The 12,687-nt window shown below is 67.7% G+C and carries 15 protein-coding genes; 10 read left to right on the forward strand and 5 right to left on the reverse strand.

From position 1 onward, the window contains the following. Positions 1-44: 44 nt before the first annotated feature. The 6 genes from CLM74_RS21255 to CLM74_RS21280 are packed head-to-tail and all read left to right on the forward strand — an operon-like array spanning position 45 to position 4,128. A complete protein-coding gene (locus CLM74_RS21255; RefSeq protein ID WP_025875633.1) occupies positions 45-833 on the forward strand; it encodes an ATP-binding cassette domain-containing protein in 789 nt (262 codons plus the stop codon). After that, complete coding sequence (locus tag CLM74_RS21260; RefSeq protein WP_006404088.1) at positions 833-1,582, forward strand: MlaE family lipid ABC transporter permease subunit; 750 nt, start codon at positions 833-835, stop codon at positions 1,580-1,582. The genes CLM74_RS21255 and CLM74_RS21260 overlap by 1 nt, the downstream gene beginning before the upstream one ends. 58 nt (positions 1,583-1,640) lie before the next feature. Beyond that, positions 1,641-2,165 carry an outer membrane lipid asymmetry maintenance protein MlaD gene (gene mlaD / locus CLM74_RS21265; protein ID WP_006404090.1) on the forward strand — a complete coding sequence of 175 codons (525 nt, stop codon included), beginning with the start codon at positions 1,641-1,643 and terminating at the stop codon, positions 2,163-2,165. Beyond that, entirely contained in the window at positions 2,162-2,824 is a 663-nt protein-coding gene (locus CLM74_RS21270) for an ABC transporter substrate-binding protein (protein ID WP_025875629.1), read from the forward strand. Before mlaD ends, CLM74_RS21270 begins: the two co-directional genes overlap by 4 nt. Continuing rightward, positions 2,814-3,125, forward strand: coding sequence for an STAS domain-containing protein (locus tag CLM74_RS21275; RefSeq protein ID WP_025875628.1), 312 nt, complete (start codon positions 2,814-2,816; stop codon positions 3,123-3,125). The genes CLM74_RS21270 and CLM74_RS21275 overlap by 11 nt, the downstream gene beginning before the upstream one ends. Before the next feature lies 1 nt (position 3,126). Beyond that, complete coding sequence (locus tag CLM74_RS21280) at positions 3,127-4,128, forward strand: VacJ family lipoprotein (protein WP_025875627.1); 1,002 nt, start codon at positions 3,127-3,129, stop codon at positions 4,126-4,128. Between the two features lie 105 nt (positions 4,129-4,233). Here the strand turns inward: CLM74_RS21280 and CLM74_RS21285 are convergent, their stop codons facing one another. The 3 genes from CLM74_RS21285 to rmuC all read right to left on the reverse strand — a co-directional run bounded on the left by CLM74_RS21285 (position 4,234) and on the right by rmuC (position 6,946). Next, positions 4,234-4,779: a glutathione peroxidase gene (locus CLM74_RS21285; RefSeq protein WP_105165066.1), complete on the reverse strand. Its 546-nt coding sequence runs from the start codon at positions 4,777-4,779 to the stop codon at positions 4,234-4,236. A gap of 136 nt (positions 4,780-4,915) precedes the next feature. Next, a complete protein-coding gene (locus CLM74_RS21290; protein WP_032978518.1) occupies positions 4,916-5,317 on the reverse strand; it encodes a hypothetical protein in 402 nt (133 codons plus the stop codon). Between the two features lie 60 nt (positions 5,318-5,377). Next, positions 5,378-6,946, reverse strand: coding sequence for a DNA recombination protein RmuC (rmuC, locus tag CLM74_RS21295; protein WP_105164895.1), 1,569 nt, complete (start codon positions 6,944-6,946; stop codon positions 5,378-5,380). A 55-nt stretch (positions 6,947-7,001) separates the two neighbouring features. Here rmuC and CLM74_RS21300 point away from each other — a divergent pair, with 55 nt between their 5' ends. Continuing rightward, on the forward strand, positions 7,002-7,607 hold the full coding sequence (locus CLM74_RS21300; RefSeq protein WP_105164896.1) for a glutathione S-transferase N-terminal domain-containing protein: 606 nt from the start codon (positions 7,002-7,004) through the stop codon (positions 7,605-7,607). A 263-nt stretch (positions 7,608-7,870) separates the two neighbouring features. On the opposite strand, the gene CLM74_RS21305 is transcribed toward CLM74_RS21300, so the two are convergent. Further along, the gene (locus CLM74_RS21305) at positions 7,871-8,878 is read right to left on the reverse strand and encodes a zinc-binding alcohol dehydrogenase family protein (RefSeq protein ID WP_080150189.1); all 1,008 of its coding nucleotides are present in this window, start codon (positions 8,876-8,878) and stop codon (positions 7,871-7,873) included. 89 nt (positions 8,879-8,967) lie between these two features. On the opposite strand from CLM74_RS21305, the gene CLM74_RS21310 reads away from it, so the two are divergent. After that, complete coding sequence (locus CLM74_RS21310; RefSeq protein ID WP_105164897.1) at positions 8,968-9,942, forward strand: LysR family transcriptional regulator; 975 nt, start codon at positions 8,968-8,970, stop codon at positions 9,940-9,942. Positions 9,943-9,954: 12 nt separating this feature from the next. Then, the gene (leuE, locus tag CLM74_RS21315; protein ID WP_025875614.1) at positions 9,955-10,584 is read left to right on the forward strand and encodes a leucine efflux protein LeuE; all 630 of its coding nucleotides are present in this window, start codon (positions 9,955-9,957) and stop codon (positions 10,582-10,584) included. Here the strand turns inward: leuE and CLM74_RS21320 are convergent. Then, the gene (locus tag CLM74_RS21320; protein ID WP_105164898.1) at positions 10,567-11,490 is read right to left on the reverse strand and encodes a LysR family transcriptional regulator; all 924 of its coding nucleotides are present in this window, start codon (positions 11,488-11,490) and stop codon (positions 10,567-10,569) included. The two genes, leuE and CLM74_RS21320, sit on opposite strands and share 18 nt — an antisense overlap. 98 nt (positions 11,491-11,588) lie before the next feature. Between CLM74_RS21320 and CLM74_RS21325 the strand changes: the two genes are divergently transcribed. After that, positions 11,589-12,677, forward strand: coding sequence for an aldo/keto reductase (locus CLM74_RS21325; protein WP_105164899.1), 1,089 nt, complete (start codon positions 11,589-11,591; stop codon positions 12,675-12,677). The last annotated feature ends 10 nt before the right edge of the window (positions 12,678-12,687 follow it).

Below are 12,687 nucleotides of genomic sequence, written 5' to 3' on the forward strand. Positions count from 1 at the left end.
GTCTGACCCGATGCTTCAATGTCGAAAAAACGTTAAGGGTGCCCATGTCGGCTTCCACTCCCAGTCTGGTGCAGTTGTCCAACGTCCGCATCGACCGGAGCGGGCGCACGATCCTGCGCGACGTTTCGCTGCAGGTGCCCAAGGGCAGCATCACCGCGGTGCTCGGTCCGTCCGGCAGCGGCAAGTCGACCCTGCTGGCGGCGCTGACCGGCGAACTGCGTCCGGTTGCAGGCGACGTCACCCTGTTCGGCAAACCCATCCCGCAGCGTACCGCCGAGCTTCTGGAGATGCGCAAGAGCGTTGGCGTACTGCTGCAGGGCAATGGCCTGCTGACCGACCTGACCGTGGCCGAGAACGTCGCCCTGCCGTTGCGCACCCACACCCGCCTGCCGGCACCGGTGCTGCGCCGGCTGGTGCAGATGAAGCTGCATTCGGTCGGCCTGCTGGCCGCCGCCGATGCCTGGCCGCGTGAGCTGTCCGGTGGCATGGCCCGGCGCGTGGCACTGGCCCGCGCGTTGGCCCTGGACCCGCCGCTGATGATCTACGACGAGCCGCTGACCGGGCTGGACCCGATCGCCTCGGGGGTGATCATGAGCCTGATCCAGCGCCTCAACCACAGCCTGGGCCTGACCAGCATCATCGTCAGCCACCACGTGCACGAGACCCTGCCGATCTGCGACCAGGTAATCGCGATCGCCAATGGCGGCATCGTGTTCCAGGGCACGCCGGAGGCGCTGCAGACCAGCCAGGACCCGCTGCTGCAGCAGTTCCTGCATGGCCAGCCCGATGGTCCCATCCCGTTTGATGCCGCACCGCGCGCGAGGGTTGCCTGATGCCGTTCGTGCAAGCCACCCGCTCGCTGGGTCGTGCCGGCCTGTTCTCGCTGACCGTGCTGCGCGGTTCGCTGCCGACCCGTGATTTCCTGGCCGAGCTGACCCGCGAGATTTACAAGATCGGTGCGCGCTCGCTGCCGATCATTGCCGTCGGCGGCGCCTTCGTCGGCCTGGTGCTGACCCTGCAGGGCTACCGCACGCTGACCACCTTCGGTGCGGCCGACGCGCTGTCCACCCTGCTCGGCCTGTCGCTGTACCGCGAACTGGCACCGGTGCTGACCGCGTTGTTGTTCATCGGCCGCGCCGGCAGTTCGATCGCCGCCGAGCTGGGCCTGATGCGCGCCACCGACCAGATCAAGGCGCTGGAACTGATGGCCATCGACCCGGTGGCCAAGGCCGTGGCACCGCGCTTCTGGGCGGCGGTACTGACCGTGCCGCTGCTGACCGGCATCTTCTGTTCGCTGGCGATCAGTGCCAGCTACTTCGAAGCCGTGCACGTGCTGGGCCTGGACAACGGCGTGTTCTGGTCGGCGCTGCGTGGCAGCGTGGACTTCTGGGACGACTTCGGCGTGGCGATGCTGAAGTCGGCGATCTTCGGTGGTACCGCGGCCCTGGTGGCCGCCTATGTCGGTTTCCACGCCGAACCGACCATCGAAGGCACGTCCGTCGCCACCACCCGTGCGGTGGTCAACGCCTCGCTGCTGGTGCTGATGTTCAACTTCGTACTGTCGGCAATGTTGTTCACCTAACCCCTCCATCGGCGGTGCGCATCGGCGCGCGGCCACCACGACTGATCAGGTAATCCACATGGCCATCCGCGGTCCCAGACTCGAATTCTCCGTCGGCGCCTTCCTGCTGCTGGCCCTGGCCTCGCTGATGGTGCTGGCCGTAGCCTCGACCAACCAGCGCTGGAGCTGGGGTGGCGAAGGCTATGAACTCAAGGCACGCTTCTCCCAGGTCGGCCAGCTGCGCAAGCAGGCGCCGGTGAAGATCGGTGGTGTCACCGTCGGCCAGGTCGCAGCGATCGACCTGGACCCGGTGAAGTTCGAATCGATCGTGACCCTGCGCATGGACAGCAAGGTCAAGGATCTGCCGGCCGATACCTCGGCGGGCATCTTCACCAGTGGTTTGCTCGGCGAGAGCTATATCGGTCTGCAGCCCGGCGGCGATCCCGACGTGCTCAAGCCCGGCGAAGAGATCGTCTTCACCCAGCCGGCCGTGGACCTGATCCAGCTGGTCGGCAAATACATGTTCAGTGGCGGCGCCGGTGGCGGCGCTGCTCCGAAGCCCAACGATGGCGCGCAGGCGCCTGCAACGGAACCGCAACCATGAAGATGAAACTGATCCCGGCCCTGCTCGCCTCGTCGCTGCTGCTGGCTACCCCGTTCCTGGCCCAGGCGCAGGCCGCCGCCCCCGCTGCTGCCGCCCCCCAGGGCCAGGCCGGCAAGGTGGTGATCGACGCCAGCACGCGCATCCTCACCACCCTGCAGCAGCGCCGTGCCGAATTCAGCGGCAACCCGGCCAGCCTGCGCAGCTATATCGACAGCGAGCTCAACCGCACCTTCGACCGCGACTATGCCGCGCGCCTGGTGCTGGGCACGCACGCCCGCGGCGCTGCGGACGCTGACATCAAGCTGTTCGCCAATGCGATGGCCGACAACCTGATGCAGCGCTATGGCTCGACCCTGCTCAACATCCAGGGCAAGCCGAGCTTCCGCCTGAAGGGCGAAAGCCCGCTGCCGGGCAACCGCGGCGTGCGCGTGAGCACCGAGCTGGTGCGTGCCGGCAGCGAGCCGACGCCGGTGGAGTACTGGATGCGCAACGAAGGCGGCCAGTGGAAGATCTTCGACGTGAACATCGAAGGCATCTCCTACGTGCAGACCTTCCGCAACCAGTTCGATGCCCCGCTGCGACAGAAGGGCATCAAGCAGGTGGCCACCGAACTGCGCAGCGGCAGCATGCAGGCTGGGCCGGCCGGCAATGGCAAATAAGGCGCTGGCGCTGCTGGAAGGTGACACCCTGCGCCTGCGCGGGGTGCTCGACCGTGCAGCGGTGATCGCGCTGTGGCCGCAACTGCAGGCCTTGCCTGCGCAGCTGTCGCGGCTGGAACTGGCGGAGGTCGAGCGCGTGGACAGCGCCGGCCTGGCGTTGTTGGCCGAGTTGGCCGCACGCGCGCGCCAGGGCGGCCATCCGCTGACAATCTCCGGCGCCCCCGCCGGCTACAACGAGCTGAGCGCGGCCTACCGGCTGTCGCCCGACCTGGACTTCAACGCTACTTCTGCTGCGAGCTGACATGAACGTCGTGCGCGTTTTCCCTCTGATCCTCCTGGCCGCCGCGCTCAGCGCCTGTGCCGGCAAGCCGGCGCGCAGCGACGCGCCGACCGCCGACACCGTGGTGCCGGCGACGAACACCACCACGGTCGACAACGCTGCTGGTGCGGATGCGCCTGCTGCGAGCATCGCAGCCGACGCCCCCGTACCTGCTGCAGCCGCGCCGGCACCGGCTACCGCCTCGCAGGGTGCAACCGGCAGTGATGCCACCGCCGCCGCACCGGGCGGCGATGACGACTTCGACGCGCTGTACGGCGCCAATGGCAGCACCACCAGCACTACCGCGTACGACCCGTGGGAACCCTTCAACCGCAAGGTGCACGGGTTCAACAACGCCGTCGACCGCGGTATCGCTCGCCCGCTGGCAACCGCCTATACCCACGTGGTGCCGCGCTTTGCCCGTACCGGCGTGAGCAACTTCTTCAGCAACCTGCGTGCGCCGCTGACCATCACCAACCAGCTGCTGCAGGGCCGCCCCGGCGACGCCTGGGACAGCCTGGGCCGGTTCCTGATGAACAGCACGCTGGGCATCGGTGGCCTGTTCGACCCGGCCAGCAAGGCGATGGTGCCGCGACGCAACGAGGACTTCGGGCAGACCCTGGGCGCCTGGGGCTGGCGTCGTTCGCGCTACGTGGAACTGCCGTTCTTCGGCCCGCGTACCGTGCGTGATGTGTTCGGCCTGGCCGGTGACATCCCGCTGTCGCCGATCCGCCGCATCGAAAGCGACAAGTACCGCATCGGTCTGCAGGGCCTGCAGCTGGTCGATACCCGCGCGCAGCTGCTGGCGATCGACGACCTGCGCGATACCGCGGTGGACGAATACGCCCTGGTCCGCGATGCCTGGATGCAGCGCCGCAACTACCAGATCGAGAACGACCTGCGTGGCAAGCGCGAGCGTGGCAGCGACGATGCGAACTCGCCGATCCCGGTCGATGCGATGCCGATGCCGCAGTGGACCAATTGACCGCTGCCGGCAACGCATGAAAAAACCCCGCCTCGGCGGGGTTTTTTGTTTTACCGACGTCCACCCACCTTCCGGCAGGTGCCAACCTTGGTTGGCACGTCGTCTTCAGGCCGCCAGTGCCGCCTCGACCGCTTCGCGCAGGCGCGCGTCATCGGCGGCAACGTCCGGGGCAAAGCGGGCGATGACCTTGCCATCGCGGCCAACCAGGAACTTCTCGAAGTTCCACAGCACCGCCGGTGCCGGGTGGATCGGAATCTCCTTGCTGGCCAGGCGCTCGCGCAGCGGGCCTTCGCCGATCGCCTGCGGCTGCGCGGCAGTCAGCTGCTGGTACAGCGGGTGGGTGTCTTCACCGGCCACGCTGATCTTGGCGAACATCGGGAAGCTCACATCGTAGGTCAGCTGGCAGAACTGCTGGATCTCCGCCTCGCTGCCCGGCTCCTGGCCGAGGAAGTTGTTGGCCGGGAAGCCCAGTACTTCCAGCCCCTGCGCGTGCTTTTCCGCATACAGCGCCTGCAGGCCTTCGTACTGCGGGGTCAGGCCGCACTTGGACGCCACGTTGACCAGCAGCAGCACCTTGCCCTGGTAGTCGGCAAGAGAGGACGGCTGGCCGTCGATGGTGGTGAGGGAAATATCCTGGATCAAGGTGCTCACGCGGGGCTCCGGCTGCAGCGGGGAAAGGCCCACCAGCATACCGCCGCACGCGACCGGTAGTGCCGGCCGCTGGCCGGCAGCCTCATGAATCTTCGGGAACGGTCGTGCAGCTGCCGGTCAGCGGCCGGCACTACCGTCAGTCGACGCAGAGGGTGCCTTGTGCCTTGCCACCGTCGATGCGTTGCCGGCAACCGAAGTTCTGGCTGACATCACGCTGGCAGGTGCCGGTTGCCACCGCGCCTGCGGTCACCTCGGCGGACGCCAGGCACTGGCCGCTGCAGTCGCTCTTGCTGCTGCAGGACTTGCCCGCGTCAGCATAGGGAATCACGCACTGCACCCGTTGCAGGCGGCCCAACGGCTGCAGGGTACCGCCCGCCGCGCGGCAGTCCACATCGCGTGCTTCTTCATAGGCTGCAGCGGCTTCAGGGCTGTCGGCCACCGTGGCTGCCGCGCCTGCATCGTCACTGGCCGGGGGTGCACTGCTGCAGGCGGCAAGCAGCACGCCCAGGGCAGCGCTGGCAAGGAATCGGAGGCGCATGGCGGTACCTGGTCAGTGAGGACGGCGCCAGCATACGCACCCGGCGATGCAGGTGGCGTGTCAGCCGGCGTTGCCGTCTTCCTCTCCGTCGGCAGAGGTCAACTGCTGCAACGGATCGGGGGTCAGCTCAGGGGGCAACGTGCGCTTTGATTTGCTGCCCAGTTCGGCAAGTCGGCGGGCACGGCTGATGGCTGACTGCGGCGAATCGATCAGGCGGTTGCGCGCGTCGGCGTAAGCCTTGCCTGCATCGTCGAGCTTCCTGCCCATGGCATTGAAGTCCTGCAGGAATCCGGTCAGGGCGTCCAGCACCAGTCCACCGGCTTCACTGATCTTCAATGCCTGCTTCTGCACCTTGTCACGTGTCCACAGACGCTCGGCCACCCTCAACAGGGCCATCAGCGTATTGGGCGAGGCGAACACCACGCGGTTGTCGAAGGCATAAGCCTGCAATGCCCCATCTGCGCCCAGTGCCGCCGACAGTGCGCCTTCGATGGGAACGAAAGCGATGGTGATATCCAAGGTCTCGCTGCCAAGAGCCTTCGGATAGTTCTTTTCGCCCAGATCCTTGACGTGCTGGCGCAGCGCCACCGCATGGCGGCGCAGTGCATCTTCGGACTGTTCCGGCGTGGCGGCGTTCATCGCTTCCTGCCAGGCGATCAGGTTGACCTTGCTGTCGATCACCACGCTGCGCTCATCGGGGAACTGCACCACCACGTCCGGCCGCAGGCGCGCGCCCTCATCATCCACCGCGTGCTTCTGCCGCTGGTAGTGGACGCCTTCCTCCAGGCCTGAGCCACGCAGCACGTTGTCGAGCATCAGCTCACCCCAGTCGCCGCGTACCTTGGCACTGCCTTTCAGTGCATTGGTCAGCGCCGAGGCCTGTGCGGCCATGTCCTGGTTGAGGGTCTTCAGTTCGCCCACCGCGCCAAGCAGGCTGGCACGCTGCCGCGCCTCTTCCCCGTACAGCGTGTCGACCCGGTTGCGGAAATCCCCCAGCCTGTCGGCAAAGGGTTTGAGCAGCCCTTCGATGTCCGCGCGTGACTGCACCGTGGCCTGGCGCACGTTCTTTTCGAACTGTTGCCCGCGTTCGTCGAAAACCTTGCCCGCCAGTTCCGCGAAGGCACCGGACAGTTTTTCCTTGGCGGTATCCAGATAGCTGCGCAGCTCGGTGCTAGCGCGTTCGGAATGCTGCAGGTTGGCCAGGGCGCGCGCGTGTTCGCCATGAAGTTGCTGGTAACGCTGCTGCGCCTGCTGCAGCTCCGTGCTGGACTGGGCCAGATCGGCCCGTACCTGCGCCAAGGCAGCTTCGCGCTCGGCCAACATCGCTTCACGACTGGACGCCAACGCGGCCTCCCGCTCCACGCGTGCGGTCAGGGTAGTGACAAGCTGGGCGTGCTGCTGGCTTCGGCCGCGCTCGCTTTCCAGCTCCGCCAGCAAGGTTTCCAGCCGCCCTCTCAGTTGGCCGGCGTCAACCAGTGCGAGGCGATGCTGTTCGCGTTCGGTAACCAGCTGTTGCTGTACTTCGGCAGCGGGTGCGCTGGGGGATGCGCGACGCCACAACAGCACCAGCACCAGCAGCGTCGCCAGCAGCAGCACCACGGCGACAATCATGAGGACTTCGATGTTCATGCGGCCAGTGTAGCCCCGCTGCGCTAGCCTTGGTTGGACCACGACGGACCCGCCCATGCTTGCTCTCTACGGAAAGCCCACCTCGATCAACGTGCGCAAAGTGCTGTGGCTGTGCGCCGAACTCGATCTGTCGTTCTCCCATGATCCGGCACCTGCGCTGGACGTGCTGTCCACGCTGAATCCGAACCGGCAGGTACCGGTGCTGCGCGATGGCGACTTCGTGCTGTGGGAGTCCAACAGCATCTGCCGCTACCTGGCCGCTCGGCAGGCACGAGACGATCTGCTGCCGGCCGCTGCACAAGCCCGTGCCCAAGTCGAGCAGTGGATGGACTGGCAGGCCACCGACCTCAACAGCGCTTGGCGCCACGTGTTCATGGCCCGCGTGCGCCAGCACCCCGACTTCGCGGACGACGCACGCGCCGAGGCAAGCCTGGAACAATGGAACCGCCTGATGACCGTGCTCGACCACCAGCTTGCCGCCAGCAATGCCTACGTGGCGGGCACCGACTTCAGCCTGGCCGACATCGTCCTCGGCCTGTCGACACAGCGCTGGCGCAGCACCCCCGGCAACAAACCTGTGCTGCGCCACGTAGACGCCTGGTTCGAACGCCTGCGCCCCCGGCCGGGCTTCAACGAGCATGTAGACAACGGCGTGGCGTAGCACGCTTGCTTGGCTTCATCCACGCATGGCGTGGAGCTACTGTGTCGACCAAGGTCGACACCTACCAACAGCGGCGGGAAACCGTCGAAGGCGGGGCGGTGTGGGTTGGCAGGACCGTTGGCGCCATGGATGGCGCCATCGAGCCCCCATGGACGGGTTTACGGCGTGTCCTGCCAACCCACACCGTCCCGCCAACCCGCAGGAGCCCCGCTTTGGCTTTGGCTGTTGCTGTCGCCTCTGCGGGTGCCGGGCGCAGCCCGGCGTTACCAGCCTTCCAGCACGATCTTGCCCTTGGCCCGGTGGCTCTCCAGCAGCGCATGCGCGCGCCGCAGGTTGGCCGCGTCGATGCGCCCGAAGTGCTCGCCCAGCGTGGTCTGCAGCACGCCGGCATCGACCAGATCGGCCACCCGGTTCAGCAGTTCGTGCTGGCGCTGCATGTCCGCGGTCCTGTACAGCGGCCGGGTGAACATGGATTCCCAGTGCAGCGACAGCGCCTTGCGCTTGAGCGCCATCACATCGATCTGGCCCGGATCATCGATCAACCCCAGCTGCCCCTGCGGCGCCAGCAGCTCGACGAGCTGCGCGTAGTGCTGGTCGGTGTGGGTCAGGCTGGCCACATGGTCCACCTGGGTGATGCCCAGCCGGGCCAGGCCCTCGGCCAGCGGCCGGGTGTGGTCGATCACATGGTGCGCGCCCATCGCCTGCACCCAGTCCTGGGTCTCCGGGCGCGAGGCGGTACCGATCACCGTCAGCTTCGTCAGCCGGCGCGCCAACTGCACCAGGATCGAACCCACGCCACCCGCTGCACCGATCACCAGCAGGGTCTGGCCCTCGCCGCCGCCTTCGGCAATACGCAGGCGGTCGAACAGCAGTTCCCATGCGGTGATCGCGGTCAACGGCAGCGCCGCAGCGGCGGCATCGTCCAGGCTGGCCGGCTTGCGGCCAACGCTGCGCTCGTCCACCAGCTGGTACTCGGCATTGCTGCCCGGGCGATCGATCACACCGGCGTAGTACACCGCATCGCCGGGCTGGAACAGGGTCACCTCGCTGCCGACCGCATCGACCACACCGACCGCATCCCACCCCAGCACGCGCGGGCCGTCGGTGGCGGCGCCGCGCCGCACCTTGGTGTCGACCGGATTCACCGCCACCGCGCGCACCGCCACCCGCAGGTCGCGCGGGCCCGGCTGGGGCAGGGGCAGGTCGAGATCGATCAGGGCCTGCGGGTCGTCGATCGGCAGGCCGGCTTGGGTGTAGGCAATGGCACGCATGGGGGATATCCAGGGAGGAGAGACCACAGCGTGCGCCGTGCGCAGGGGGGCGGAAAGGCGCAGAATCGGTCAACACTTTCACTGCAGCAATGAAAATGGTCCGCTTCGACGATCTGCAGCTGTTTGTCCGTACCGCCGCGCTGGGCAGCTTCTCCCAGGCCGCGCGCGAGGCCGACCTGCTGCCGGGCCAGGTTGCCGCAGCGGTGGCGCGACTGGAACGCGAACTGGACCTGCGCCTGTTCGTACGCACCACCCGCAGCCTGCGGCTGACCGCCGAAGGCGCGCTGTATCTGCCCTACGCACAGGAGGTTCTGAGCACCCTGCGCGAAGGCCAGGCGCGGGTGCAGGGCGAGGACGCCGAACTGCACGGCACCCTGCAGTTGTCGGCGCCGTCGGACTTCGGCCGCAACCTGCTGCTGCCGTGGCTGACCGCGTTCCGCGCGGCGCATCCACGGCTGCGCCTGCACCTGCGCTTGTCCGACGAAGTGGCCGACGTGTTCCGCGACCCGGTCGACGTGGCCATCCGCATCGGCCACTTCGACGACGCCAGCTACGTCGCCCTGCCCTTGCTGGAACAGAACCGGCGAGTGCTGGCTGCGTCGCCCGGGTACCTGCGGCGGCGTGGCACGCCCAGCCGCCTGGAAGATCTGCGCGAGCATGATTGCCTTGTCTACCAGCTCGGCGGCCGCGCCTACGATCGCTGGTCGTTCGAGATTGAGGGGCGCCGCGTGGTGATCCCGGTGCGCGGGCCGCTGGTCTGCGACGACGCCGACGTGGTGCGGCGCTGGGCGGTTGCCGGCGAAGGCGTCACCTACAAGTCCTGGCTGGACGTCCGCGACGACGTGCTGGAAGGGCGCCTGCAGGTGCTGCTGGATGGCATCGGCAGCCACATTCCCCTGCAGCTCGTCTGCCCCCATCGCAAGCAGTTCTCACCGGCGGTGCGGCAACTGCACGCGCAGCTGCGCCAGCATCTGCAACCGCTGCTGTCCGCCATGCCCGGCAATGGCGACACGCCCCTGTCGCCTGCGCCAGCACTGGCCGACAATGGCGCTCCCCCGTTGTAAGAGAGTCGCGCCATGCCGTGGATGGGCATCCAGGACCTGTGGACCTTCCTGCTCGCTGTGCTGGTGTTTCTGGCGCTGCCCGGGCCGGGCACCTTCACCCTGCTGACCGCTACCGGTCGCGGCGGTGTGCGCGGCGGCTACACGGCGCTGGCCGGCCTGCTGGTCGGCGACCAGATCCTGATGTGGCTGGCACTGGCCGGCGTGGCCGCGCTGCTGAAGGCCAATCCGACGGTGTTCCATGCCGTGCAGTATCTGGGCGCGGCGTATCTGGTGTGGGTAGGCATCAGCCTGCTGCGCACGCCCAAGGGTGACGGTGCCGACGTTGGCCCGGTGCGCATGCAGCCCGGACGCTACTTCCACCAGGCGATCCTGGTCAGCCTGCTCAATCCGAAGGCGATCCTGTTCTACATGGCCTTCCTGCCGTTGTTCATCGACCCGAAGGCCCACCAGGGCATCGCTACGTTCGCCGCGCTGGCCGGGATCATCTTCGTGGTCAGCATCGCCTACTGCTCGCTGCTGATCTGGGTCGGCAACCTGGCCCGCCGCCGGTTGATCCAGCACCCGCGGGTCAGCGATGCGCTACGGCGCGTGGCCGGCCTGTTCCTGGTCGGCTTCGGCATCCGCCTAGGCCTGAACGGCTGAGATCCCGTCGGCTTGGCAGGCCGCGCGCAGGTGGTCGATGAACACCCGCAGCTTGGGCGCCATATGCTCGCGCGCCGGGTGGTACAGATGAAAGCCGGGGAACGGCGGCTGCCAGTCCTCCAGCACGCTGCGCAGGCGGCCGGCAGCCAGGTCGTCGGCGACCAGTGAGGCGAACCCCTGCGCCATGCCCAGCCCAGCCAGCACCGCCGCATAGGCCAGTTCGGCGTCGTTGAACACCAGCCGGCCCTCGACGGCTACGTCCAGGTCACGCCCCTCACGGCTGAATTCCCAAGGCATCAGCCGGCCATTGGCGCGGCGATGGACGATACAGTCGTGGCCCTGCAGCTCCTGCGGGCTCTGCGGCACACCGTGGCGCGCGAAGTAGCCCGGCGTGGCCACCACCACCTGGCGCTCGGGCGGCCCGATCGGCACCGCGATCATGCCCTGCGCCAACGATTCCCCCAGGCGGATGCCTGCGTCGAAACCCTCGGCGACCAGATCGGTCAACGCCGGTTCCACGCACAGTTCCACCTCCACCTGCGGATACCGGGCCAGGAAGGACGGCAGCGCCGGCAGGACCCGGCGCTCGGCAACGATGCGTGGCAGGGTGATGCGCAGCCGACCGGCCGGCACGGTCCGCGCGCTGTCCAGGTCTTCGAAGGCCGATTCGATCTGTGCCAGCCCGCCACGTACGCGCTGCAGGAAGCGCGCACCGTGCTCGGTCAGGCCCACCCGGCGCGTGGTCCGTTGCAACAGGCGCACGCCCATCCGCGCTTCCAGCGCGCGCACGCTCTGTGACAGTGCCGAGGTCGAGACACCAAGCGCATCTGCGGCGCGGGTAAAGCTGGCGTGGTCGGCCACATGGACAAACGCGACCACCGCCGACAGCGGTGCGGAGGGATCCATTGTGAAGCCTTTCTTCATTGTCAGTTCGGATGTGTCCAGTTTATCCACAGGATCATCGGGCGGATGCTTTCCCTCCCGGCGGCACACCGCCTCCTCCGATGGAATGCCACATGTCACTTGATCACTACCGCCTGCTCGGTCGCTCCGGCCTGCGTGTCAGCCCGATGGCGCTGGGCACGATGACCTTCGGTGCCGATTGGGGGTGGGGCGCGGACGAAGCCGAGGCCCGCCGCATCTTCGATGCCTACGTCGAACGCGGTGGCAACTTCGTTGATACCGCAAACAACTACACCAATGGCAGCGCCGAGACGCTGCTCGGGCGATTCGCCCAGGGCCGCCGTGAACGGCTGGTGATCGCCAGCAAGTACACCCTGGCGACCGTGCCCGGCGATCCGAACAACGCCGGCAACCACCGCAAGAGCATGATGCGCTCGGTGGAGGACAGCCTGCGCCGACTCGGCACCGACTACCTGGATCTGCTGTACCTGCACGCCTGGGACAACACCACCGGGGTGGACGAGGTGATGCGCGGTTTCGACGATCTCGTGCGCAGCGGCAAGGTGCTGTATGCCGGCATCTCGGACACGCCGGCCTGGCAGATCGCCCGCATGCAGACCCTGGCCGACCTGCGCGGTTGGGCGCCGCTGGTGGCCCTGCAGATCGAATACAGCCTGATCCAGCGCAGCGTCGAACAGGAGCTGCTGCCGATGGCCGAGGCGCTCGGGTTGGGCGTGGTGGCGTGGTCGCCGCTGGGCAGCGGGGTGCTGACCGGCAAGTACAGCGCGGCTGATCTCACCACGGCCGAGCCGCCGGAGGCTACGCCGGGCGGTTCCCGGCGCAACGTGGCCCTCATCAATGGCGCGTTGACGCCACGTTCGTTGAACATCGCCGGGGAAGTCGCTGCCGTCGCGGCGGAACTGTCGCACTCGGCTGCGCAGGTCGCTCTGGCCTGGCTGCTGCAACGACCCGCGGCCGGGGCCATGCCGATCGTCGGTGCACGCACCCTGGACCAGTTCGAACACAACCTGGCGGCGCTGGATCTGGCGCTGCCGGCTGAGGCGCTGGCACGGCTGGATGCGATCAGCGCGGTCGCGCCTGCCTTCCCGCACGACTTCCTGCAGATGCCGCTGCCACGCATGCTGATGAGCGGTGGTACGCGTCTGCAGCCACGCGCGCTGGGCAGGTAACAGCGGGGGC

Origin of the sequence: Stenotrophomonas sp. MYb57 (assembly GCF_002966815.1) — a bacterium.
Classification (GTDB): Bacteria; Pseudomonadota; Gammaproteobacteria; order Xanthomonadales; family Xanthomonadaceae; genus Stenotrophomonas; species Stenotrophomonas indicatrix.